Origin of the sequence: Gilliamella sp. B14384G12 (genome assembly GCF_016101825.1) — a bacterium.
Taxonomy (GTDB): Bacteria; Pseudomonadota; Gammaproteobacteria; order Enterobacterales; family Orbaceae; genus Gilliamella; species Gilliamella apicola_N.
In genome coordinates, this window is sequence record NZ_JACFPU010000006.1 from 70,305 (window position 1) to 95,466 (window position 25,162).

Genomic DNA, 25,162 nt, shown 5'->3' on the forward strand with positions numbered 1-25,162 from the left:
ATTATTGCTCCTGCTTATAAATTTTAATTAATTCGATAAAGTGATCAAAAAGTGGCGCAGCATCGTGTGGACCCGGACTGGCTTCAGGGTGTCCTTGAAAACTAAATGCAGGTTTTTGATTATGATGAATCCCTTGTAATGAACCATCAAATAAGGATTTGTGTGTGGCTCGTAAATGTGCGGGCAAGGTGCTTTCATCGACAGCAAATCCGTGATTTTGTGCGGTAATCATGACACGATTATTTTCTAGATCCTTAACAGGATGATTACCACCATGATGACCAAATTTCATTTTGACGGTTTTCGTACCGCAAGCGAGCGCTAAAAGCTGATGTCCTAAACAGATACCAAAAACTGGAATATTGGTGGTTAAAAACTGCTTAATTGCCTCAATGGCATAAGTGCAAGGGGCGGGATCACCAGGACCATTTGATAAAAATATTCCATCTGGGTTTAATGACAATACTTCATTTGCAGGTGTTTTAGCGGGTACAACTGTTAATTTACATCCTCGTTCAACTAACATCCGTAATATATTTTGTTTAACGCCAAAATCATAAGCAACCACATGATAAGGCAATTCACTGTCCGCTTTGGGTGTAGGATGCTCTTGTTGTCTTGTCCAAATACCGCAAGTCCATGTGTAACTTTCCTTGCAAGTCACTTCTTTAGCCAAATCTAATCCACTTAACCCTTTATAATTTAGTGCCTGTTGTTTGGCATTTTCGGCTTTATCTAATAAGGTCTGTTTATCATTAGCCGTAATGATCACACCATGTTGTGCCCCTTTTTCACGTAAAATACGGGTTAAACGACGCGTATCAATATCCGCAATTGCAATTACGTTATGCTTTTTTAAATAACTGGAAAGATCCATTTCACTTCGGTAGTTGCTCGCCATTAACGGCAGATCGCGAATAATCAGTCCTTTTGCATAAATTTGGTTAGATTCGGCATCCGCATCATTTGTTCCTACATTACCAATGTGGGGATAAGTGAGAGTAACTAATTGTTCCGAATAAGAAGGATCGGTTAGGATTTCTTGATAACCTGTCATTGAAGTATTAAATACTACTTCCCCAACAGTCTGTCCATTAGCACCAATTGATTTGCCAATAAATTGCGAACCATCTTGTAACATAAGGAGGGCATAAGTTTGCATGATTAAAAAGGCCTTTTGAATAAGTTGTCATTATTTTTGAATAAAAATTCAAATTTACTTATCTGTTAAGTTACAGTGATTGGCATTTTATTACACTTTTTTATACAAAAAAAGCAATATTATAAAAATTATTTTAATAATTAAATCTAATTTTTGAGACTTTTTGACGAGTTAATAAAATATAAAGGTTATTTTGATGTTTAACTTGAATTTGCATAATTATTCAAATAGAATCGTGTGAATATTTACGGTTATTAGGAGCCATATTATGCACGGTTTTTATCAACGTCACTTTTTACGCCTACTCGATTTTACCCCTGCCGAAATTAATCAATTAATTAATCTGGCTATTGAATTAAAACAAGCTAAGCGGCAAGGGCTGGAACAAAAGTATTTACTCGGTAAAAATATTGCTCTTATCTTTGAAAAAGATTCAACACGTACGCGCTGTGCATTTGAAGTTGGTGCTTTTGATCAAGGCGCAAACGTTACCTATTTAGGGCCGAGTGGTAGCCAAATTGGGCATAAAGAGTCAATTGCTGATACTGCACGTGTACTTGGTCGTATGTATGATGGCATTGAATATCGTGGTTATGGGCAAGAAATTGTTGAAACTTTAGCAAAATACGCGGGTGTACCTGTATGGAATGGTTTAACTACTGAAGCCCATCCAACCCAAATTTTAGCTGATTTTATGACCATGAAAGAACATATTGGCGATAGAGCATTAAGCAGTGTTAAATTTGCCTATTTAGGTGATGCGCGAAATAATATGGGAAATTCGTTAATGGAAGGGGCGGCATTAATGGGTATGGAAATTCGTTTAGTTGCGCCAAAAGCCTGTCAACCCGAAGCTCAATTGGTACAGAAGTGTCAAGAGATAGCCAAAACGACAGGTGCTAAAATTATTTTAACTGAAGATGTTGCTTCAGGTGTTAAAGATGTTGATTTTCTTTATACCGATGTATGGGTATCAATGGGTGAACCGAAAGAAGTGTGGGATGAGCGTGTAAAATTATTAACGCCCTATCAAGTCAATCAAAATGTCATTAATTTGACTCATAACCCAAATGTGAAATTTATGCACTGTTTACCTGCTTTCCATGATATGAATACCACGGTTGGCAAACAAATGGCAGCACAATACGGTTTAAAAAATGGCTTAGAAGTGACTGATGACGTATTTGAATCGAAACACAGTATCGTATTTGATGAAGCTGAAAACCGCCTCCATACGATTAAAGCGGTAATGGTTGCAACGTTAGCGAAAGACGAATAATATAGTTGATAATCATAAATACTTAGCTTTGCTAAGCAACTTTTTTGCCGACTTAAAGTCGGCATTATTTTATCTAAAAGACCTTTAACATAATGACAAAACAAGAGCGAAATAAAGACTTTAAAAAATATGTGCAATTAACCAATCCTATCCATTTACTTGCGGTGGGTTTAGGGTCTGGTATGTCACCTATTATGCCCGGTACGATGGGATCGGCAATGGCAATACCACTTTGGCTGCTATTTAATGGTTTGCAACCGTATTTATATTGGGTGTTAATTGTTGTCGCTTTTATTTTTGGTTGTTTTTTATGTCAAAAAACGTCGGATGATACCCATACTCATGATTCAGGACATATAGTATGGGATGAATTTGTTGGTATGTGGATCACCCTATTTTTTATTCCACAAATCTCTGTTTTATGGATTGCTATTGCTTTTTTTGCTTTTAGAGTCTTTGATATGGCAAAACCTTGGCCGATTCGTTGGTTTGATAAACGAGTACCAGGAGGTTTTGGTATTATGGTTGATGATGTCATTGCGGCTATCTTCTCTTCAGTTACTGTTTATGTGATAGCTTTGCTAATTAAGTAACAACTTTTATTGCTAACATAAATAGAAATTGATTGTAATCAACCGCATTAAAACAGAAGAGTAAAAGCGATTTGTCTTAAGACAGAAACGATGCATTAATTAAAACATTTTTTGTGACCAGCCTAATTTACTTGAAAGATTATTAAAATAGTCGTAATCCTTTGAGTGAATTAAATTAAATTCATATGAAGAACGGCGAATAATGACATCGTGTGATGGTTTTACGGGTAAAATGATTTGGCTGTCACAGGCAATATTCAAATCCAAGGCTGTTGTTGGGAATTTAAGATGAATAGGATTATCCCCTTTAATCACTAATGGTCTAACCGCTAAAGAATGCGGAAACATTGGTGTAATAATCAAGGCATCTAAATGGGGCGCTAAAATAGGTCCACCAGCCGATAGTGAATACGCTGTTGAGCCAGTCGGAGTAGCAATAATTAACCCGTCAGCACGCTGCGAAAATGCATTGCGTTCATTAATATAGACATCATAATCAATCATATGCGCAACTGTATTTGGAGTTATCACAATTTCGTTTACGGCAAAGCCTGAGTTAATCATTTTACCGTTATCAAATATGGATACTTCTAATAAAAAACGCGGATCATCGACATATTCACCTGCAATAACTGGGCTTAATTGTTCAATTACCTGTTCATGCGAAATATCAGTCAAAAAACCTAGATTACCTCGATTAACCCCAATCACTCTGATTTTATAGTGAGATAAGTATCGTGCTGAGCGTAACATATTGCCATCTCCACCAACCACGATAGCTAAATCAGCTTGCTCACCAATTGTTTCCAACGAAGCATAATGGCTAACTGGGAATTGAATATATTCGGCTAATCTATCTTCTACTAATACACGAATACCGAGTTTAACAAGCCAATCATAAAGCACTTGATGGGTTTCAATTGCTTCTAATTTACGTGGAAGTCCAATTAGACCAATGCATTTAAATGGAATCATTATAAAATATCCTTACCTTATTTTTTCATAAACATCTGTATTTTTTGGGTATAAATTAAAAAAAATACATATCAATGTCTCGATAAGCTTGTAATAATAAAAATTGTCCCCATAATAACCGTTATTCATTAAGTTTTCGACTACATTTGGAGTACCTTATGACAGAACAAGATAAAAATATGTCAGAAAATGAAGCTAACATTGACACCCCAGCAGAAGAAACAACAGAACAACCAGCGGCAGCGCAGCCGGATTTAGAAGAGCAATTGAAAGCAAAAGATACTCGTATTGCCGAGCTTGAACAAGCTTTACAATTAGCTAAAAAGAATGAAAGCGAAGCGATGATTCGTGCGCGTGCTGAAATTGATAATGTGCGTAAACGTGTTGAGCAAGATGTCGATAAAGCACGTAAATTTGCGTTAGAAAAGTTTTCAAATGAATTATTACCCGTCATTGATAACTTAGAACGTGCTCTATTATCTACTGACAAAAATAATCCAGAACATCAAGCAACCGTTGAAGGTTTAGAACTGACATTAAAATCGTTCTTAGACACGGTTAAAAAGTTTGGTATTGAAGTCGTTAGCACGGAAGATTCTCAACTAAATCCTGATGTACACCAAGCAATTAGCATGGTTGAATCACCAGAACATCAATCAGGACAAATCGTTAATACAATCCAAAAAGGTTATACTTTAAATGGTCGATTAATTCGCCCTGCGATGGTTATTGTTGCTAAATAATAGTATCGTTGTAGATAGTAGATAATTTAACCGCCATTTATCAATGGCGGTTAATTTTATTTTTTACGTTGCTCTTCACGCGTCAGTTTTTTCATCTTTTGTTCAATTCGCTGACGTTTTAATGGTGAAAGGTAATCGACAAATAATTTACCTTTTAAGTGATCCATTTCGTGTTGTATACAAATAGCAAGTAGGTCGTCGGCATCAATTTCATAAGGATTTCCATCACGATCTAGTGCTTTGATTTTAATTTTTTCCGCTCTTGGTACAAATCCTCGACAATCAGGTATTGATAAGCAACCTTCTTCAATTCCTGTTTCGCCTTCTTTACTGATCACTTCAGGATTAATAATCACATAAGGTTGACTTTTGTCTTCGGTTACATCAATTACAATGATCTGCTCATGTATATCCACTTGTGTTGATGCAAGACCAATGCCTTTTTCTGCATACATGGTTTCAATCATGTTATCGATAATGGTTTGTAACTCTGGCGTAAATTGGGTGACGGGTTTAGCAACTTTGCGGAGTCGCTCATCAGGGAAACGTAATACCGGTAAAATAGCCATAAATTCTTCGATCTACTCCTCAAAAGTCAGATTAGTTCAGTTTATTACTCATTGTAAACATTTATCATGTCATTGAATAGCCCTTATTGGCTATTGGTAGTATTTATCTTATCTATTCAGAAAATTAAATTTATTTAACATGAGTGCAAAAAGTTATGATGAGTAAATATGAATTCTTATTACGAATTTCAATGCTTGGACAAGGAAAACTTGCAATTTTTAAAAAAATTAGCCAAATTTTTGGTACAGATCTGCCTAATATAATTAATAATGTATCGTTTTTACTTGAGAAATTAGCATTAACTCAAGAGCAACAAGAAAAGTTTTTAGCTACTTCTTATTTTCATTTTGAACCGATACTTGAATGGCTCGATACTCCTTATCCTCAAAAGCATTTGATTGCGTATTGTGATTCAGATTATCCGATTTTGCTTAAGCAAATTAATTCACCACCAATATTTTTATTTATTATGGGAAATTGTCAGCTACTACATTCTCCACAAATTGCCATGGTTGGCAGCCGTGAATTTAGTGAATATGGCGCTCAATGGGGACGATATTTCGCTGGTGAATTAGCCATTAATGGGTTAACCATTACCAGTGGTTTGGCACTGGGTTTAGATGCGATTTGCCATCGTGGTGCACTTGAGGTAGGCGGTAATACTATTGCCGTACTCGGTAGCGGATTAGCTAATATAGCGCCAAGGTCAAACCTAAATTTAGTGAATGATATTTTAGCGCAACATGGTGCGATAATATCAGAATTTTTACCTTTTGAAAAAGCAAGAACCGAATATTTTCCTCGGCGTAATCGAATTATCAGTGGGCTAAGTTTAGGGACTTTTGTTATTGAAGCATCAGAAAAAAGTGGTTCGCTAATAACGGCCCGTTATGCACTTGAGCAAAATCGTGATGTGTTTGCATTGCCAGGAGATATTGATAATCAAAACTGTGTTGGAACACATTCTTTAATTAAGCAGGGTGCCTATTTAGTTACTGAGCCAATTGATATTTTAGAGCATTATAGTCGTTATTTATCAACAATAAATCGACAAACAAAAAACGAGGATGACCTCAATAATCATATTTTGTATCCTGAAATTTTTGCTGTCATTCATCATCAACCTATTGCAGTTGATACAATTGCATCATTGGTTAATTTATCGATTCCTGAACTTACCAGTAAATTATTAGATATGGAAATCGCTGGATTAATTATGACGGTAACAGGGGGATATATTCGCAAGCGAACGATCAAATAATAGATAAACTATTGTCAAAAAGTTTGAGGTGATGACCGTGTTTCAGTAAAAAACCGCCGATATTTATCGGCGGCAAGAATGATATCTTATTCTTCTATTTCTAAGGCAATTTCAGACAGAATAATACCTGTATTATCAGCATAGACAAAATCACCTGAGAAGAATGTTACGCCACCAAAGTTAACACGAATATCAACTTCACCAACGCCTTGATTTTCAGCTCCTACAGGAATTGCGGTAAGTGCTTGAATACCAATTTCAGCTTCAGCTAAATAGTCAACTTGACGAACGGCACCATAAACAATAATTCCTTCCCATTGATTTTGCAGTGCAATATCAATTAGTTCTGCATCAATCAACGCACGACGCACTGAACCACCGCCATCAATTACTAAAATTTTTCCTGTGCCGTCAGTTTGCAGAGTTTCAAAAAGTAAACCATTGTCCTCGAAACATTTAACTGTCACAATTTGTCCAGAAAATGATGTCACACCACCAAAATTACTAAATATAGGTTCCACTACGTTAACATCTTCTGGGTAGTAATCGCAAAGAATTGAAGTATCAAACTCCATCATCAGGTCTCCTTTTGCTGTCGTATTTTAATACTATATAGTATAACGCTAACATCAAGTAAAACGATATTAAAATTAAATAATCGTGAGCTAGCTCAAAATTATCCCCAAACAATAAAGTAAATTAATCAATAAAGCAAGTTTGACCATTTGTAATAGTAAAGGGAACGCATCTTTTGCTGTTTTAAAATGAAAAACGGCATAGATATGTTCAATTAACAAAGGTAGACCGAGCATAAATAGCCAACCCCAACGAGGATTTAGATAACTATAGGAGAATATGCTAAATGAGCATAATGAGCTCACCAATAATAGAAGGTGATAAACTCGCCCACGATCTTTGCCCATTAAAACTACCAGTGTTCGTTTGTGATTCATTCTGTCACTGTCTATATCACGAAGATTATTAATATTAAGTACTGCAACGGACAATAATCCACAGCCTAAAGCTGGTAAAATAATTGGTATTGGTAATGTTTTGGTTTGTAAGTAATAGCTTCCTATTACACTAATTAGACCAAAAAAGATAAGAACAGATAGATCTCCAAGACCTATATAACCATAAGGTTTTTTACCTACCGTGTAAGTTATTGCTGCAATAATAGATAATATTCCTAATAGTATAAAACTTAAAATTTCATAAATATTATTACAAGCTAAATAAATTAAAGTCAGTCCAAATACAATACATAAAAAAGTATTAATCCATAATGCTTTTTTTAATTGATTAAGCGTAATTAAACCTAACTGCAAACCCCGTTTATGCCCAGTTAAGTTTTGATCATCACTGCCTTTAATCGCATCACCATAATCATTGGCTAGATTCGATAAAATTTGTAGTAATGATGCGGTAATAATTGATAAGAGCATAATCAGTGGATCAAAAGACCGACCCCAATACGCAAGCGTATTACCCATCAAAATGGCACAAAGTGATAATACTAATGTTTTAGGGCGTAAACTAATAATCCATGGATAATATTTATTGGGCATACAACATATTATTTATTTAAAAAATCATGCATTCATCATATCAGTAATCAATAATATATTCACGTTTTAGTACTAACTAATTGACGGTTTATTATGAATTTTTGGATTTTTAGGCCGTAAAAATTTCTTTAATTTTTTGAAATATCCTCTGACTTTTCCTTCTCGTAGTGCAGCAATAAAAAAGCCTAATGAACCATACATTACACCGAGAAAAAGAATCATAAATATATTAAATAAATTGTCTGACAGACCTAATCCCATCTGATTTACGCCGGCAATCATATTCGTTGCCCATGTTGATGGCAGCATTCTCGATACTGTTTGTACCCATAAAGGCATCGCATCAAGTGGCCATATGGTACCAGATAGGTAAAATACGGGCGTGGTTAAAAAAGCTAAAGTTAAATAGATCATCTCCGCTCGGCGTAAACACTCTGTAAGCAATTTACTTAAGCCCAAAATTCCTAATAATAGAGGAAATGTCATAATAATAATTTCAGGTATACTGGCTAATTGCCGATAACCGAGTAGCCATGGCCATAATCCAAATAGGACTATAGATAAAAATAACCATATTGGAATAATACCGAATAGACTTCCGAATATAACAATCCTTGGTGGCTTACCTTGTGGCAAGGAGTGTAGGGTAATATTGATTCGCGTTGAGGCAATTAAAAAGGAGTGTTGCAACAACATGACTAATAGTCCAGGAAAGGTTATTGCTGCAAAGCTGATACCAGCATTATAAAGTGGCATCGTTTGCCCTTTTATTGGCGATAAAATGATATTAATCTGCTGATCAGAAAACCCGCCATTACGCATTACTCGCATATTATATTCGGTCAATATTTGTTGATATATTCCCTTAATATCAACTTGTATCAAACCATTAGCTAAACGGCTAGAAGCATCGCCATAAGCAGGAATGGTTACATCTTGACCATTTAATAAGCGTTTTTCAAAATCCCTTGGAATGGTAAAAACTGCAAACAATTTACGATTGTTTATATCATCATAAGCTTGTAATGAATTTTCATAGGTTAGGACATTGATTTTAGAACTGGTAGTTAAAGAACGAATCAAACTGCGGCTCGTCGCGGTATGATCTTGATCGACAATAGCAACGGGTAAATTAGTGATAGTACCATTAAGATAAACAAGACTCATTAATGAGACAGACAATAGCATCAATAACCACATTGGTCGCATTAGCATAAAGAAAAACATTTTTACAGCTGAAGAAAAAAATAGCTTAAGCATCCAAATATTGCCTCTTACTGTGAATGTAAACGCTTGACTAAACGTTTTCTAACTAACACTGTAATAATTATTGGATAGATCATCAAAATACTACAGGTTTTTAATACGGATAGATAACTAGAATGCCGTAAAAATAGATCAAACAATTTATTGAGCGCATAAGTTAAAGGCTCAAGTGATGAGATAAACCTAGCTATCCAAGGCATAGATAACTCTGGTACAACCACGCCTGAATAGGTTAATGCAAGCCCTACTAAAACCCCAATATAAGTATATGCATCTAATGTTGTTTTGGTAAACGTGTAAAGCAAAATACCAATACTTTGTGCCGCAATTACATAAAAGAAAACCACCATCATCATAGCAAAGGGCGAACCGGATACTCGAGCATCAGAAAATAAAACCAGCATTGCTATTTCAAACATCAATAACATGGTATACCAAATGGTATAAGGGGCTAATTTACCTAATACAAATGGATAACTAGGTCGAGTGCGTTTGGGTAATTGCGACAAAATATAAATAGTTGTCGTAACCACAAATAATTGCAACAAATGTACTACTGCCGAAAATTGTTGGAAGTACATCGAGTTACCACTTGCATTAAATAGCCCATCATAATTGAAATTAACTTGAGCAAGTTTTGGAACGGGTAAACCAATACTGGTTGCCATGGTAGTCCGATATTGGGTGTTTAATGATGCAATTAACCCTGAATAATCCATTATTGAATATAAACCAGCACTATAATATAGAGCATTATAATAAAGCATTGGTGTTGGCTGGCGGCCAGCTAACACATCCGCTTCAAAATTAGGTGGTATATAAAGAACGGCATAAATCTTGGCTTTTTCTAAATCATGCTCAGCCATTTTTAGCTGATTGTCATAATTAATCAAATTGGCATGTGCGCCAGCGTTAAGATCCCGTATTATTTCACGAGATAAAGAGCTTTTATCTTGATCAACATAGCCTACCGGTAGATCAAACAGTACACCTTTGTGAAAGATACTGCTAATTAACACAAAGATAATTAGCGGTAAAATCCACATTAACCAATGGAAAGTAAATCGCTTAAATATAACTGGTATTTCATCGTTAAAAGCGTCTTTAAAGCGATGCCAGAAGTCTAAAACTAGTTGTCTATTTTCCATAATGTACTCATACCTGCGCGTAAGCCTTCTACAGGTTTAGTTGGATAAAGTCTAATTTCAAACGTTTTTAAATCAAAATCACCGGTTGCACGAGTGGCGCGTTTGGTTGCATAATCACCCATTGGTGAAATAAAACGAACTTCCGCTTCAACTTCTTTGTTACCAAGTGCGGGAACTTCTAGCTTAATATGATCACCTTTATGAATATGAGGCATAATATTTTCACGAATATTAAACACAAAATAAGCTTGTGGTAATCGAATAACGGTTAATAGTGGACTATTGGCATTAAATAATTCGCCTACTTCAGCAGGAATCGAACCTACTTCTCCATCTACTGGGGCTTTAACTTGCAAGTCATCAAATTGGATCTGTAATTGCTTAAGTTGTTCTTCAGCTTCTTTTAATTTGGCATCATAAATTTGTCGTTGTTCAACACGATCACCATTTCGTGCTTGATCTAAATTAGCCTGTGCTGATAAAACTTGTTGATAAGCAGCATCACGCGTTTTCAGCGCATTATCTAATATTGATTGTGATACAAAGCCTTTTGCTGAAATTGCTTTATTACGATTGTACTCTTTTGAGGCATTGTCATAAGCTACTTTAGCTTGTTCAAGTAATGCTTCATAATAACGAATACTTTCTTCACGTGTGCCATGTTCAGAAAGTGATACTTGTGCTTGTGCTTGATCTCGTGCTGCTTCGGCCGCTTTAACTTGTGCTAAAAGTTCTGGACTATCAAGCGTAATTAAGACATCATTTAGTTTGACATCATCACCACGATTCACATGAATAACTTGCACTCGCCCCTTTGCTTTAGAGGAAATGCTAACATTAGGCGCATCAACTTCGCCTTGTAAGATAAGTTCGCTATGATGAGCACGAATTAAGATCGTCATCGAAATTAATATAACAATCAATGCTATAACAATAAAAATTTTTTTATTCATAAATTTGTTTTGAATGACAATTGTAAGAAAAGGCCTAAAGAACTAGGATAATTGTACGCAATCAAGAATTAACATACGTCATTAATGATTACTATATCACACGATATAGTGTTTTACTTAAACAAACAAAGCTATATTTTTAAACCAAAATAAAGATTACATGGAATAATTAATAACTTGATTGTTTACATTCTATTTCACCCTTAAATAAATTTCAATAATTCTAAACCACCATTTTAATAGATTTTATTTATGAATATCATCAGTCAAAAGAAATAGATAAAAACCTACTTATTTAGTAAGATATTTTTAATTAAATTAATAAGGCTTTAATTATGCAAAAAATAATTATTATAGGTGGTGGTGCTGGCGGTTTAGAGCTCGCTACTGATCTAGGTGATAAATTAGGCAAAACGGACAAAGCTCAAATTACCTTAGTTGATAAAAATAGTTATCATTTATGGAAACCATTATTACATGAAGTAGCAACGGGTGTCCTTGATGAGCAAGTTGATAATATTTATTATGCATCTCAAGGTCAACAGCATAATTTTGAGTTTACCCAAGGTACATTTACCGATCTTGATCGAGATAGCAAGCGAATTACGGTTATCAACCATAATGATGAATCTATTTCTATTGATTACAATATTCTGGTTATTGCCATTGGTAGTACCTCTAACGATTTTGGTACACCTGGTGTTAAAGAACATTGTATCTTCTTAGATGATCAAAATGCGGCTATTCGTTTGCGAGAAACCTTGATCAATAAATTCACTAGTTTTTGTTCAATCATTGATGATCATCAAAGCACTGATGAAGATAAAATCCGAATTGCAATCGTTGGTGGTGGAGCAACCGGTGTTGAATTAGCTTCTGAATTACCAAATATGGTAGAAAAATTTGGCGCCTGTGGTCGTAACAAAATGTGTTCGGATCTTCTAGATGTGTCAGTTATTGAAGCAACTGATCGTATTTTACCTGCTTTGCCAGAAAAAACAGCGATAAGTATTACTAAAACGCTTGAAAAACAAGGTATTCATGTATTAACAAAAACCATGATTACAAAAGCGGAAAATGATGGATTTTATCCAAAAGATGGCGGTATCATCAAAGCTGATATTATGATTTGGACTGCGGGTGTTAAAGCACCTGATTATTTAAAAGAAATTTCAGGCTTAGAGTCTAGTCGTTCCAATCAATTGGTGGTAAAACCGACATTGCAAACTTCCCGTGATGACAGTATTTTTGTTATTGGTGATTGTGCTTACGCAATGCAAGAGAATGGTCATGCCTCACCACCTACCGCTCAAGCTGCACATCAAATGGCAAAAATATGTTATGAAAATATTATCAATATACTAAATAACAATCCATTGAAATCATTTAAATATACCGATAATGGAACAATCATTTCTTTACATGATACTGCACAAGGTGTGGTCAAAATAGCTGGAAAGAGTGAAATGAGTGTTAAAGGTTGGTTTGCATTAATTATTCATCGATTATTGTATCGAATGCATCAAGCCAGTTTATTGGGTATCTTTAAAACGATTCGTTTTGCTCGTGCTAGTAAATTTATGTACAAAACCAAATCGACTTCCATTTTTTGTAATCGTAATTAATTATTAAAATAACAGCTACTTAAAATTTTTTTAAGTAGCTTTATTAGATTATACTACTACTTTAATTGATTCGATTTTATAGGTAGTGGTTAATGCGTTTTATTTTCATTTTTGGTTTACTTTTCGCTAGCTATACAGCTTTAGCAAATTATCAACCACAAGATGGTGATATTATTTTCCAATCTTCTCAATCAAACCAAAGTAAAGCCGTTGAGCAGGCAACTAAGTCGCCTTATAGTCATATGGGTATCATTTTTACTAAAAATGGCAAACCTTATGTTTTTGAAGCAGCAAGTAAAGTGGTTTATACACCTTTAGATAATTGGATAAATCGCGGAAAAAATAAAAAATATGTGATAAAACGTTTAAAAGATCATACGTTATCACAAAAAGAAATTACCAATTTAAAACAGGTCGCCAAAACATTTGAAAACAAACCTTACGATATTTGGTTTGGTTGGGATGATAACTATATTTATTGTTCAGAATTAGTTTGGAAAATTTATAATCGGGGACTTAAACTGAAAATTGGTCAATTACAAACCATTAAAGATTTTAATCTGTCATCACCAGCGGTTAAACAAAAATTAAAAGAACGCTATGGTAATAAGATACCTTATCAAGAAACTGTAATTTCACCTGTTGCGATGTTTAATTCACCACTATTAATCACTGTTGATAAGCGCTGGTAGTTGACTTTAGCATTGCAGTAATTTTTTTATTGGTGCAAAGCTTTTACGATATAAATGGTTAATGCCATGTTTTTCTATTGCAATTAAATGATCTTTGGTTGGGTAACCTTTATGTTTAGCAAGACCATATTGGGGATAAAGTTTATCTAACTCGACCATCTCGCGATCTCGTGTGACTTTAGCTAAAATCGATGCAGCACTGATTTCTGCCACTAATAGATCACCTTTAACAACGGATTGGGTTTGAATGCCAAAATTGGGGCAACGATTGCCATCAACTAAGACATAATTGGGTTTGATTTTTAAGCCAGATACTGCTCGCTGCATCGCCAGCATAGTAGCATGTAAAATATTTAGCTCATCAATTTCATCCACCGATGCTCTGGCGACACACCAAGCTAATGCATTGTCTTTTATCACTTCAAATAACTGTTCACGTTTTTTTTCAGTAAGTTTCTTTGAGTCGGTTAAACCAACGATAGGTTTAGTTGGATCTAAAATAACTGCTGCAGTAACAACATCGCCACATAGCGGTCCTCTTCCAACTTCATCGACACCCGCTATTAATGTAGCATCAGGGTAAGTAAATTCTAACAACGATATAAATCCTCTAACAGCGTATTTTTAAAACGCTAATCCTTTAAAACATCTAATACTGCTTGTGCAGCTTGTTCATCAGCATTACAACGAATTTGTTTATGTAAAGTGAGAAAGGTATTTTTAACTTCGGTATTATCTCCTTCTAAAAAAGGGATAATATGATTGGCGATATTTTCTGGTGTGCAATCTTGTTGTAATAGTTCGGGTACAAGTTCTTTTCCCGCTAAAATATTGGGTAAAGAAACATAAGGCGTTTTGATTATTTTTTTAGCTAACCAAAAAGTAAAGGCTTTCATTTTATATCCTACTACCATTGGGCATTTGGCTAACATACACTCTAATGCTGCTGTGCCAGATGCCAAGATAGTGGCATTGCTTGAAATCATCGCTTCACGGGCTTGACCATCTAATAGCTGCACTTCAAGATTAGGGGCGATTTGAGCTTTGATTTGTTCAAACTCTTTACGTCTTTTGGTATTAACTAACGGTACCACAATATGCAAATCAGGGTAACGCTGGCGTAATAATTGTGCGGCTTTTAGAAATGGTTCTGACAGTAAAGAGACTTCTGCGTGACGGCTACCAGGCAATAAGGCCAAACAAAGACAATCAAGAGGGATACCTAATTGCTGACGCATTGCTTTTTGATCTGGATTTAGTGGGATATCATCTGCCATTTTATGTCCAATAAAACGGCAAGGAACATCGAACTTATCATAAAACGCTTTTTCAAAAGGTAAAAACGCTAAAATAAGATTAGTATTGCGTTTAATTTTAAATACTCGTTTTTGCTTCCACGCCCAAACCGAAGGACTCACATAGTGAATGGTTTTAATGCCTGCTTGTTTAAGTTTGCCTTCTAACGAAAGATTAAAATCAGGGGCGTCGATACCAATAAAAATATCAGGTTTTAACTCAATGAGGCGTTTAGTGATGTCGCGACGAATAGCTAAAATACGACGTAATCGACCTAACACCTCTACGATGCCCATAACCGAAAGTTCATCCATTTCATACCAAGCTTTACAGCCTTCAGCTTGCATTTTTGGCCCAGCAATACCGATAAACTCAATATTGGGATGATGATTTTTGAGTGCACGAATTAAACCAGCACCAAGAATGTCGCCCGAGGTTTCCCCTGCGACTAACGCAATGGTTAATCGTTTATTTATCATTAACGGATGATGCCACGTGTTGAACGTGAAAAGAAATCAATAAATAATTGGACTTCAGGATACTGTTTAGCTATGGTTTCAATCTCTACTTTGGCATCGTCTAATGTTAAGCCATTTCGATAAAGAACTTTATAACTATTGCGAATCGCTTGCAAAGCCTCTTTACTAAATCCACGGCGTTTTAAACCTTCATAATTTACACCGTGAGGCGTTGCATGATTACCTTGGGCAATAACATAAGGTGGTACATCTTGAGCAACTCCAGAGCACCCACCCACCATAACATGTGAACCAATAACACAAAATTGATGTACGGCTGTCATGCCGCCTATAATTACATAATCATCTAATTGGACATGCCCGCCTAAAGTTGCATTATTAGCTAAAATACAGTGATCACCAATAACACAATCATGAGCAACATGCGCATTAATCATAAATAGATTATCATTGCCAATACGCGTTAATTCACCACCCTGCACGGTGCCACGGTGAATGGTTACGCTTTCGCGAATCATGTTGCGATCACCAATTTCAGTGCGCGTTGGTTCACCACGATATTTTAAATCTTGGTTAACTTCACCAATTGAAGTAAATTGATAAATTTGATTATCTTTACCAATTTTAGTGTGACCGTTGATGACTACATGTGATTTTAAAAAAGTCCCATCACCAATTTCAACATTTTCACCAACAAAGCAAAAAGGTCCAATTTTGACATTATTGCCAATCTTAGCCCCTTTTTCTATTACTGAACTTGGATGTATTTCCGTTGACATAGCATTTCCTTAATACTTTTGGGATATTTCAAAATCAATATTATTTACGTGCACACATCATTTCGGCTTCACAAACCAGATTACCATCAACGGTTGCAACACCATGGAACAATGCAATACCACGACGTTCTTTAATATATTCAACGTCTAATACGAGTTGATCACCAGGCACTACAGGGCGTTTAAAGCGAGCTTTATCAATTGACGCAAAATAATAAAGTTGTCCCGGAGATAACTCTTCAATACTTTTGAAAGCTAAAATTCCAGTTGCTTGAGCCATCGCTTCTAGAATTAAAACGCCAGGAAAAATCGGTTTATTTGGAAAGTGGCCTTGGAAAAATGGTTCATTGAAAGTGACATTTTTAATGGCTTTTAATGTTTTGCCTTTTTCATAGCTAAGTACACGATCAACCATCAAAAATGGATAACGATGAGGCAATAAACTGATGATTTCTTCAATATCAAGGGTATTAAGTTCGGTAGTCAAAATAGCTATCCTTTATATTATTTGCTATAAATTGCACCTATTATAACTGAGGATATGGCTTTCACTCAAGAATGATTTGAATAGTACTTTTCTTTTATATGAATCTGCTTATGCTATGTTATTATAATTTATTTACATAAATGATTTGTAAAAACTATATTATCTTACATTAAATCATTTATAATAATTCAAATAGTAAAATTGAGCTATAAAAGTTTCTAACTCGGAGAGGTAGTATGAAATCATTGATTAAAATGACATTAGTAAGTAGTGCAATCGTATTAGCATTGGTTGGGTGTGATGATAAAAAAAATACAACCGATAACAACGCCAGTACCAATAAAGTGACCATATCAACTGATGCACAAAAAGAAGCTTATGCATTAGGCTCTTCATTTGCTTCATACATGGCAACAAATTTGGAGCAAAATGAAATTAGTCCAGATAAAGAATATCTAATTAGTGGTTTTAATGAAACATTCCGTGATGCTTCTCAACTTTCAAAAGATGAAGTCAAAGATGTTTTAGAAGCATTTGGTAAACGAATTCAAGAAGAAAGTAAAGCTCGTTTTGAAAAAGAAAAAACGGAAAATACTGCTGCTGGTGATAAATTCCGGGAAGAATTTGCTAAACAAGAAGGTGTTAAACAAACGAAATCTGGATTACTTTATCAAATCATCAATGAAGGTTCAGATCGCCATCCAAAAGCTGATGACACCGTTATTGTTCATTACACAGGCACTTTAACAGATGGTCGTAAATTCGATAGTTCTTATGACCGAGGTGAAACTGCAACTTTCCCTCTTAATGCGGTAATTAAAGGTTGGACTGAAGGAATTCAATTAGTTGGTGTGGGCGGTAAAATCAAACTTGTGGTACCACCAGATTTAGCATATGGTGATCAAAGTTTTCCTGGTCAAGATGATAAAGCAGGTATTCAACCAGCATCAACATTAGTCTTTGAAGTTGAATTACTTGGTATTGATGGTGATAACAATGATAAAACTGAACAATCAACATCTGATCAAAATAAAAACAACAATAGTGCTAAATAAGATTTAGCTGACTAATTTTGACTGATTCATTAAGTTATACACTTGTTGTTATGGGTCCCGCATATGGGACCCAATCTGCTTATTGTGCCTATCAATTTGCACAAACTTTGCTATCCAAAACTTCCCATACAATTAAAAATATCTTTTTTTATGCAGATGGTATCTATAATGGTAATAAGTTTACCGATCCCGCTAGTGATGAATTTGATTTAGTATCGGCATGGCAGGCGTTGGCAAAAGAGTATTGTTTAACGTTAACTATTTGTGTCGCTGCCGCTCAAAGACGAGGTGTTATTGAAACGAATCTTGCTGATTGTTTTCAGTTAACTGGGCTTGGTGAATTAAGTGCATCTATTGCAGAAACAGATCGAACTATTCAATTTTAGTATTAAAATTTTAGTATTAAGGCTGGTAAATGAAAAAAGTCGCAATTATTATTAGTTCACCACCTCATGGCAGTGCTAAAGGTCGAGAAGCATTGGATATAGCCTTAGCTGCATCCGCATTTAATCATATTTCTGTTTTTTTTATTGATGATGGTGTATTCCATCTGTTGCCTAATCAATCTCCAGAACACATTTTAATGCGTGATTATATTGCGACATTTAATATGCTTGAACTTTATGATATTGAAGATGTTTATGTATGCGAATCTTCACTTAATACACGAAACCTTGCTAAGGTAACACAGAATATTGCTTGTAAAGTTATTAATAACCAATCATTAAATCAATTATTAAATATCCAAGATGTAATCTTAACATTCTAATTTTTATACTGAAACGTATAGATAATCTGAAACTTTTTTACAAACAAGATTTATAAAAAGAGACAGCTAATGGATTAGGATTAACGTAATTTTTATGAGATTGGATGAGGCAAAATAAATAATCCACGCTATTTTTTATACTGTATAAATATTGTGGATTATTTTATTAATATAATTTTATTAACTTTTTACTATACTAATTCTTTCATATGATTGGCGATTTTTTCTGCTTGCTGACCAACTACAATTTGTACACCTGTTTTCCCTAATTTAATTACTGCCATAGCGCCAAGAGCTTTTGCCGCTTGTTCATCAATTAGATCTGTGTCTTTTACACTTAAACGTAAACGTGTGATACAAGAATCAATATTGGTTAGATTTTCTTTACCACCAACGATTGCTAAATATTGCTGAGCAAGTGTTGATAAATCACTTGTTGTTGCTTTTTGTTGTGTTTCTTCTACTGTGGTGTCCGCACTATCATCATCCTCACGTCCAGGTGTTTTTAAATTGAATTTAACAATCACAAAACGGAAAACTACATAGTAAACAACAAAGAACACTAAACCTTGAAGGATTAGCATGTACCAATGAACAGCTAATGGGTTGCCTGATTGCAGTAACATGTCGATTAAACCAGCACTGAATGCAAATCCAGATATCCATTGCATAGTTGCAGCAATAAATAGAGAAATACCAGTTAAAATAGCATGAATTAAATAAAGCACTGGCGCTACAAACATAAAGGCAAATTCTAACGGTTCAGTAATACCAGTAAAGAAAGCGGCGAAAGAAGCTGCTAACATAATTGAAGCCGTTTTATCTTTATTCCCTTTTTTCGCTGTATGATACATAGCTAATGCTGCGCCAGGTAAACCAAACATCATAATTGGGAAGAAACCTGCTTGATAACGGCCAGTAATCCCTATCGTTGCCGTACCCGCCGCAAGACTTTTTTCCGGTTGCAAGAAATTACCAATATCATTAATACCTGCTACGTCAAACCAAAATACTGAATTTAGCGCATGGTGTAAACCAACAGGAATTAGTAGACGGTTAAAGAAACCATAAATACCTGCTCCAGCTGAACCTAAATCTTTGATTTGTTCACCAAATGAAGTCAAAATACTAAAAACCATTGGCCAGATAAAATATAAAATAAAGGAAACCAAGAGCATTACAATAGATACAATAATCGGGACTAAACGTTTACCACTGAAAAAAGCTAACGTTTTATGTAATTCGACCGAATTAAATCGATTGTAAATTTCCGCAGAAATAACCCCAACTAATATCCCAATAAATTGATTATTAATTTTGTCATATGCAAGTGGTACTAATTTTTCCCAACCAGCTTGTTCAATATCAATCCCATTAAAAAGGGCATATGACTTAGTTGATAAAAGTGTGGTAATAATTAAAAATCCGACTAATCCCGATAACGCTGCCGCGCCATCTTTGTCTTTAGACATACCGTAAGCCACACCAATTGCAAACAATATTGCCATATTACCGATAATAGCACCACCAGATTGAGTTAAAAATGTTGCAACAATGCTACCGGAGCCCCATGGCATACCATTAATCCAATTCCCTATTCCTATAAGTATTGCAGCAGCAGGCAATACAGCAACTGGCACCATAAGCGAGCGCCCAATACGTTGCATATAAGCTAAAATTCCCATTAGTTTAACCTCATATATTTATTAAAACTATATTTAAAAATGATCTTTTATTATACATTTTCAAATAGTAGTAAACGATCGATCCTATTTCACCTTATATTATTTTACTTCGCAAATTAATTATGCATTTTATGTGATTTATGTCACGATTTTTTTTGATTAATTTAGTTAATATAGTAAAATACAGTCAACATATTTTATTTATAAAAAAAAGTTATTTAATTATATCAAAAGAGGTATTATCGCATGAGGCTTATTCCTTTACAAAATGCACAAGAAGTTGGGGCCTGGGTGGCGCAGCGCATTGTAAAAAAAATCAATGATTTCAAACCGACAGCTGATCGTCCGTTTGTTTTGGGATTACCAACAGGAAGTTCACCATTGGTCATGTATGAACAACTTATTAAACAATATCAAGCAGGCAAGGTAAGTTTTAAACATGTGGTTACGTTTAATATGGATGAATATGTAGGACTTCCAGAGGATCATCCAGAAAGTTATCACACATTTATGTATGAAAATTTCTTTAACCATATTGATATTGATAAAAACAACATCCATATATTAAATGGTAATGCAGCAGATATTGACGAAGAATGCCGTCAGTATGAAGAAAAAATTAAAAGTTATGGTAAGATCAATGTGTTTGTTGGTGGTGTTGGGCAAGATGGACATATTGCTTTTAACGAACCAGGCTCTTCGCTTTGCTCTCGTACTCGCATTAAAACATTAACCGAAGATACACGAATTGCTAACTCCCGTTTTTTTAATAATGATGTTAACCAAGTGCCAAAACATGCATTGACTATTGGTGTTGCAACTTTAATGGATGCACAAGAAGTCATTTTATTAGTTTGTGGTCATAATAAGAGTTTAGCACTGCAAGCAGGAGTTGAAGGTTCGGTTAATCATCTTTGGACTGTGACTGCATTACAAATGCATCCAGCATCGCTTATTGTTTGTGATGAGCCAAGTACTGATGATCTTAAAGTAAAAACCTTAAAATATTTTAAACAAATGGAAGCTGATAATCTAAAAGTGACCGTTTTATAAAGGATAAACCAATGTACGCATTAACAAATTGTCGTATCTATACAGGTTATGAAATTCTTGAAAATCACGCCGTTATTATCGACGGCGATAAGATTGCTAAGATCTGTAAACAAGACGAACTATCTGCAAATATCACTATTGAAGATTTACAAGGTGCTATTGTTGCGCCTGGGTTTATTGATATCCAAGTAAATGGTTGTGGTGGTGTGCAATTTAATGAAACACTTGATGCGTTAAGCGTTGAAACATTAGAAAAAATGCAAGAGACTAATCTTGCTTATGGGTGTACTAGCTATTTACCGACTTTAATCACATCAACAGATGAATTTATGATAAAAGCGGTAAAAGTGATGCGTGAATACTTAGTTAAACATCCTAACCAAGCATTGGGTTTACATCTTGAAGGGCCTTATATCAATCCTGAGAAGAAAGGTATCCATGATGAAAATATCATCCGTCTACCATCTCAAGAAATGATCGACTTCCTTTGTGATAATGCCGATGTTATTAAAATTATTACTTTAGCACCAGAAAAAGTTGAAGCTCATTTTATTAAACAATTGGTTAATGCTGGTATTCATGTTTCAGTTGGCCATTCCAACGGTCATTACGATGATTGCCGTCGAGGTTTTAATGCTGGTATTCGTTTAGGTACACATTTATTTAATGCTATGCCATATATTACTGGGCGCGAACCAGGTGTAGTTGGTGCAATTTATGATGAACCTGACGTTTATGTTGGTATTATTGCCGATGGACAACATGTTAGCTGGGCAAATATCCGAAACAGCCATAAAATCAAACAAGATCACTTGATATTAATTACTGATGCTATGTTGCTGGCTGGGTCAAATTTAACATCAGCGGTATTTGCAGGTAAAACCATTTATTATAAAGATGGTCGTTGTGTAGATGAAAAAGGTACATTAGGCGGTTCAGCTTTAACCATGATTGATGCAGTAAAAAATGCAGTCGAATATGTTGGTATTGCATTGGACGAAGCATTAAGAATGGCAACCCTTTATCCAGCGAAAGCAATCGGTGTTGATAAAACCCTTGGTAGCGTTAGTGAAGGTAAAATAGCCAACTTAGTTATCTTTGATCGTAACTTTACTATTACTAAAACGGTTGTTAATGGAGAGATCAACGGCTAGAATGTAAGATAATTAATGAAATATTGAGATATCGTATGACCTTTAATTATCTAAACTTAGTTGGAAATGCTGATCTGATCAAACAGCTAAATTACGCTATGATTTATCGTTTGATCGTTCAGCATGCTCCTATTTCTCGTATTCAATTAGCTGAAATTAGCCATTTAGCACCAGCCAGCATTACTAAGATTACTCGCCAACTAATTAAAAAAAAACTGATTAGAGAAGTTGATGCACAACAGTCAACGGGAGGGCGTCCTGCTGTTTCAATTGAAGCTAAATTTAACAATTATCAGACTATTGCTGTTCAGCTCAGTCGTTCACATGTAACAATTGAACTTTATGATATTGGTGGTCGCTGTTTAGCATCGAATGTATATCCATTAACGCATTTTACGCAGGAGCTTGCGCAAAAATATCTGATTAAATTAATTGAGCAATTTATTCAAGAAAATAATAAAAGAATAAAAAATCTTATTGCTATATCAGTCGTACTTCCTGGATTGATTGATTCTTTACATGGTATGATTCGTTATATGCCTCACATTCAAGTTAAAGAATGGCCATTAGCTAAAGAGTTACAAAAACAATTTAATGTTTCAATTTTTTTAGGTAATGATATTCAAAGTTTGGCATTGGCTGAAAGCTATTTTGGTACGACACAGAATGTGGATGATTCTATTTTAATACGTGTCCATCGAGGAGTCGGTTCTGGTGTTATTATTAATCAACAATTACTAACTAATCATAATCAAAGTGCATGTGAAGTTGGTCATATTCAAGTCGATGCGTTAGGTGAACGCTGCCATTGTGGCAATTTTGGTTGTTTAGAAAATCGAGTGGTTAATAATGCGATTGAGCATCGAGCCAAACAGATGATTGAACAAGGCTACCCAACTCAATTATCTCTGGATGAATGCAGTATTGCTAATATTTGTCATTATGCAAATCAAGGTGATGAACTTTCCATCAAGTTAATCAAAGATGCGGGTGAAAATCTAGGTCGTGCAGTTGCTATTATGGTCAATATCTTTAATCCACAACAAATCGTGTTAGCGGGTGAATTAACTAAATCATCAGAAATATTGTTAAATGCGGTAAACTGCGCGTTAAATGCACAAAGCTTAGAAGAGTTAAGAAAAAATCTTACTATCAATTGTTCATCACTCAATGACCGTTCGGCAATTGGTGCATTTGCATTGGTGCAACAAGCTTTATTTAATGGTTCATTATTAATGATATTACTCGAAAACGATATAACTGTATAATGGCATTTATTTATAGCGTAAAAAGCCCGTTAACCGGGCTTTTTTGTTGATTAAGCTAAGATACGAAGCATTCTTCTTAATGGTTCGGCTGCACCCCATAATAACTGATCGCCAACGGTAAAGGCAGATAAATAGTCTTTACCCATATTAAGTTTGCGTAAACGTCCAACAGGTGTAGTTAATGTACCTGTAACAGCAGCAGGAGTGAGTTCTCGCATTGAAAGTTCACGATCATTTGGAACAACTTTAACCCAATCGTTATGCGCAGCAAGTAATTTTTCAACTTCTGGAACACTGATGTCTTTTTTCAACTTAATTGTGAATGATTGGCTATGACAGCGTAATGCACCGATACGCACACAAAGTCCATCAACAGGGATAATTTCGCTAGTACCTAAAATTTTATTCGTTTCAGCTTGACCTTTCCATTCTTCTCTACTTTGACCATTATCTAAAGCTTTATCGATCCAAGGAATTAAACTACCAGCTAATGGAACACCAAAATTATCCGTTGGTAAGCTACCATCTCGCATTTTTTGGGTAACTTTGCGTTCTATATCTAAGATAGAAGAATTAGGATCCTGTAGTTCTTTAGCTACTTCAGCATTAAGCATTCCCATTTGTGTTAATAACTCGCGCATATGACGAGCACCACCACCAGAAGCCGCTTGGTAAGTAGAAACAGATATCCAATCAACTAAATTTTCTGCGAACAATCCACCGAGTGACATTAACATCAAACTTACCGTACAGTTACCACCAACAAAGGTCTTTATTCCTTTGTCTAAAGCGGCATGGATGTTAGCTTTATTTACAGGATCAAGAACAATAATAGCATCATCTTCCATTCGTAGAGTTGATGCGGCATCAATCCAGTAACCTTGCCAGCCTGTTGCACGTAATTTTTTATAAATTTCAGACGTGTAATCACCACCTTGGCAGGTCACAATAATATCTAATGCTTTTAACGCATCAATATTATCTGCACTTTGTAATGTTCCTGTTTTACCGCCAAAAGTAGGCGCAGCTTGACCAGCTTGTGATGTAGAAAAGAAAACAGGGTTGATATAATCAAAATCATGTTCTTCAACCATTCGTTGCATAAGAACAGAACCAACCATTCCTCGCCAACCGACAAAACCAACATTTTTCATAGTTTATTTCCAATAAGTAGATGTTATAGGTAAAGATTATCTACTATTAAAACAAAATATTGTAATAAAACAAGTAAGATAAGAATTATTTTTGTAGTAGCGGATATGATAACGTGGTGTTATATATAATTTTATAGACAAAACTGAA

Annotated in this window: 26 protein-coding genes; 12 read left to right on the plus strand and 14 right to left on the minus strand. The window is 35.0% G+C overall.

Annotated features, from left to right (window positions below; genetic code table 11):
* Position 1 precedes the first annotated feature (1 nt).
* A complete protein-coding gene (gene carA / locus H3S73_RS07890) occupies positions 2-1,162 on the minus strand; it encodes a glutamine-hydrolyzing carbamoyl-phosphate synthase small subunit (RefSeq protein ID WP_198236324.1) in 1,161 nt (386 codons plus the stop codon).
* Positions 1,163-1,430: 268 nt separating this feature from the next.
* Here carA and argF point away from each other — a divergent pair, with 268 nt between their 5' ends.
* Both argF and H3S73_RS07900 read left to right on the plus strand, forming a co-directional pair.
* Positions 1,431-2,441: an ornithine carbamoyltransferase gene (gene argF / locus H3S73_RS07895; protein ID WP_198227395.1), complete on the plus strand. Its 1,011-nt coding sequence runs from the start codon at positions 1,431-1,433 to the stop codon at positions 2,439-2,441.
* 92 nt (positions 2,442-2,533) lie between these two features.
* The gene (locus tag H3S73_RS07900) at positions 2,534-3,034 is read left to right on the plus strand and encodes a phosphatidylglycerophosphatase A (RefSeq protein WP_086328803.1); all 501 of its coding nucleotides are present in this window, start codon (positions 2,534-2,536) and stop codon (positions 3,032-3,034) included.
* Between the two features lie 99 nt (positions 3,035-3,133).
* Here H3S73_RS07900 and nadK read toward each other — a convergent pair whose 3' ends face one another.
* On the minus strand, positions 3,134-4,009 hold the full coding sequence (gene nadK / locus H3S73_RS07905) for an NAD(+) kinase (protein WP_232352957.1): 876 nt from the start codon (positions 4,007-4,009) through the stop codon (positions 3,134-3,136).
* A 158-nt stretch (positions 4,010-4,167) separates the two neighbouring features.
* Between nadK and grpE the strand changes: the two genes are divergently transcribed.
* Positions 4,168-4,752: a nucleotide exchange factor GrpE gene (gene grpE, locus H3S73_RS07910; RefSeq protein WP_086308186.1), complete on the plus strand. Its 585-nt coding sequence runs from the start codon at positions 4,168-4,170 to the stop codon at positions 4,750-4,752.
* 56 nt (positions 4,753-4,808) lie between these two features.
* Here the strand turns inward: grpE and def are convergent, their stop codons facing one another.
* The gene (def, locus tag H3S73_RS07915) at positions 4,809-5,321 is read right to left on the minus strand and encodes a peptide deformylase (protein WP_086308187.1); all 513 of its coding nucleotides are present in this window, start codon (positions 5,319-5,321) and stop codon (positions 4,809-4,811) included.
* A 155-nt stretch (positions 5,322-5,476) separates the two neighbouring features.
* On the opposite strand from def, the gene dprA reads away from it, so the two are divergent.
* A complete protein-coding gene (gene dprA, locus H3S73_RS07920; protein WP_198236325.1) occupies positions 5,477-6,583 on the plus strand; it encodes a DNA-processing protein DprA in 1,107 nt (368 codons plus the stop codon).
* 86 nt (positions 6,584-6,669) lie between these two features.
* Here the strand turns inward: dprA and rraA are convergent, their stop codons facing one another.
* The 5 genes from rraA to H3S73_RS07945 all read right to left on the minus strand — a co-directional run bounded on the left by rraA (position 6,670) and on the right by H3S73_RS07945 (position 11,518).
* Positions 6,670-7,158, minus strand: a complete 489-nt coding sequence (gene rraA / locus H3S73_RS07925; RefSeq protein WP_086308241.1) for a ribonuclease E activity regulator RraA — start codon at positions 7,156-7,158, stop codon at positions 6,670-6,672.
* 90 nt (positions 7,159-7,248) lie between these two features.
* The gene (locus tag H3S73_RS07930; protein ID WP_198236326.1) at positions 7,249-8,151 is read right to left on the minus strand and encodes a 1,4-dihydroxy-2-naphthoate polyprenyltransferase; all 903 of its coding nucleotides are present in this window, start codon (positions 8,149-8,151) and stop codon (positions 7,249-7,251) included.
* 72 nt (positions 8,152-8,223) lie between these two features.
* The gene (locus H3S73_RS07935) at positions 8,224-9,411 is read right to left on the minus strand and encodes an ABC transporter permease (RefSeq protein ID WP_086325875.1); all 1,188 of its coding nucleotides are present in this window, start codon (positions 9,409-9,411) and stop codon (positions 8,224-8,226) included.
* A gap of 14 nt (positions 9,412-9,425) precedes the next feature.
* The gene (locus tag H3S73_RS07940) at positions 9,426-10,565 is read right to left on the minus strand and encodes an ABC transporter permease (RefSeq protein ID WP_086325876.1); all 1,140 of its coding nucleotides are present in this window, start codon (positions 10,563-10,565) and stop codon (positions 9,426-9,428) included.
* Positions 10,547-11,518 (minus strand): HlyD family secretion protein, encoded by a 972-nt coding sequence (locus H3S73_RS07945; RefSeq protein WP_144092639.1) that lies wholly within the window; start codon positions 11,516-11,518, stop codon positions 10,547-10,549. The genes H3S73_RS07940 and H3S73_RS07945 overlap by 19 nt, the downstream gene beginning before the upstream one ends.
* A 335-nt stretch (positions 11,519-11,853) precedes the next feature.
* Here H3S73_RS07945 and H3S73_RS07950 point away from each other — a divergent pair, with 335 nt between their 5' ends.
* A complete protein-coding gene (locus tag H3S73_RS07950) occupies positions 11,854-13,143 on the plus strand; it encodes an NAD(P)/FAD-dependent oxidoreductase (protein WP_198227383.1) in 1,290 nt (429 codons plus the stop codon).
* A gap of 92 nt (positions 13,144-13,235) precedes the next feature.
* Positions 13,236-13,835 carry a YiiX family permuted papain-like enzyme gene (locus H3S73_RS07955; protein ID WP_198227381.1) on the plus strand — a complete coding sequence of 200 codons (600 nt, stop codon included), beginning with the start codon at positions 13,236-13,238 and terminating at the stop codon, positions 13,833-13,835.
* Between the two features lie 6 nt (positions 13,836-13,841).
* Here H3S73_RS07955 and rnhB read toward each other — a convergent pair whose 3' ends face one another.
* Genes rnhB through fabZ form a run of 4 tightly spaced genes read right to left on the minus strand, consistent with a single transcriptional unit; the run spans position 13,842 to position 16,876 of the window.
* Positions 13,842-14,432: a ribonuclease HII gene (rnhB, locus tag H3S73_RS07960; protein ID WP_198227379.1), complete on the minus strand. Its 591-nt coding sequence runs from the start codon at positions 14,430-14,432 to the stop codon at positions 13,842-13,844.
* Between the two features lie 35 nt (positions 14,433-14,467).
* The gene (lpxB, locus tag H3S73_RS07965) at positions 14,468-15,610 is read right to left on the minus strand and encodes a lipid-A-disaccharide synthase (RefSeq protein WP_198236327.1); all 1,143 of its coding nucleotides are present in this window, start codon (positions 15,608-15,610) and stop codon (positions 14,468-14,470) included.
* On the minus strand, positions 15,610-16,389 hold the full coding sequence (lpxA, locus tag H3S73_RS07970) for an acyl-ACP--UDP-N-acetylglucosamine O-acyltransferase (protein ID WP_198227375.1): 780 nt from the start codon (positions 16,387-16,389) through the stop codon (positions 15,610-15,612). Before lpxA ends, lpxB begins: the two co-directional genes overlap by 1 nt.
* Before the next feature lie 40 nt (positions 16,390-16,429).
* Positions 16,430-16,876 (minus strand): 3-hydroxyacyl-ACP dehydratase FabZ, encoded by a 447-nt coding sequence (gene fabZ, locus H3S73_RS07975; RefSeq protein WP_086325882.1) that lies wholly within the window; start codon positions 16,874-16,876, stop codon positions 16,430-16,432.
* A gap of 236 nt (positions 16,877-17,112) precedes the next feature.
* On the opposite strand from fabZ, the gene fkpA reads away from it, so the two are divergent.
* Genes fkpA through tusC form a run of 3 tightly spaced genes read left to right on the plus strand, consistent with a single transcriptional unit; the run spans position 17,113 to position 18,700 of the window.
* A complete protein-coding gene (fkpA, locus tag H3S73_RS07980) occupies positions 17,113-17,931 on the plus strand; it encodes an FKBP-type peptidyl-prolyl cis-trans isomerase (protein WP_198227371.1) in 819 nt (272 codons plus the stop codon).
* 17 nt (positions 17,932-17,948) lie between these two features.
* Positions 17,949-18,317, plus strand: coding sequence for a sulfurtransferase complex subunit TusD (tusD, locus tag H3S73_RS07985; RefSeq protein ID WP_232352458.1), 369 nt, complete (start codon positions 17,949-17,951; stop codon positions 18,315-18,317).
* Positions 18,318-18,346: 29 nt separating this feature from the next.
* On the plus strand, positions 18,347-18,700 hold the full coding sequence (gene tusC / locus H3S73_RS07990) for a sulfurtransferase complex subunit TusC (protein ID WP_198227369.1): 354 nt from the start codon (positions 18,347-18,349) through the stop codon (positions 18,698-18,700).
* A gap of 191 nt (positions 18,701-18,891) precedes the next feature.
* Here the strand turns inward: tusC and nagE are convergent, their stop codons facing one another.
* Positions 18,892-20,385 (minus strand): N-acetylglucosamine-specific PTS transporter subunit IIBC, encoded by a 1,494-nt coding sequence (gene nagE, locus H3S73_RS07995; RefSeq protein WP_086325886.1) that lies wholly within the window; start codon positions 20,383-20,385, stop codon positions 18,892-18,894.
* A 246-nt stretch (positions 20,386-20,631) separates the two neighbouring features.
* On the opposite strand from nagE, the gene nagB reads away from it, so the two are divergent.
* From nagB to H3S73_RS08010, 3 genes are read left to right on the plus strand one after another with little or no spacing between them, the layout of a single operon-like run.
* Positions 20,632-21,438 (plus strand): glucosamine-6-phosphate deaminase, encoded by an 807-nt coding sequence (gene nagB, locus H3S73_RS08000; protein ID WP_198227365.1) that lies wholly within the window; start codon positions 20,632-20,634, stop codon positions 21,436-21,438.
* Positions 21,439-21,449: 11 nt separating this feature from the next.
* A complete protein-coding gene (gene nagA / locus H3S73_RS08005; protein ID WP_198227363.1) occupies positions 21,450-22,592 on the plus strand; it encodes an N-acetylglucosamine-6-phosphate deacetylase in 1,143 nt (380 codons plus the stop codon).
* A 35-nt stretch (positions 22,593-22,627) separates the two neighbouring features.
* A complete protein-coding gene (locus tag H3S73_RS08010; protein WP_198236328.1) occupies positions 22,628-23,860 on the plus strand; it encodes an ROK family protein in 1,233 nt (410 codons plus the stop codon).
* Between the two features lie 50 nt (positions 23,861-23,910).
* Here H3S73_RS08010 and asd read toward each other — a convergent pair whose 3' ends face one another.
* A complete protein-coding gene (asd, locus tag H3S73_RS08015; protein ID WP_025316790.1) occupies positions 23,911-25,014 on the minus strand; it encodes an aspartate-semialdehyde dehydrogenase in 1,104 nt (367 codons plus the stop codon).
* Positions 25,015-25,162 lie beyond the last annotated feature (148 nt).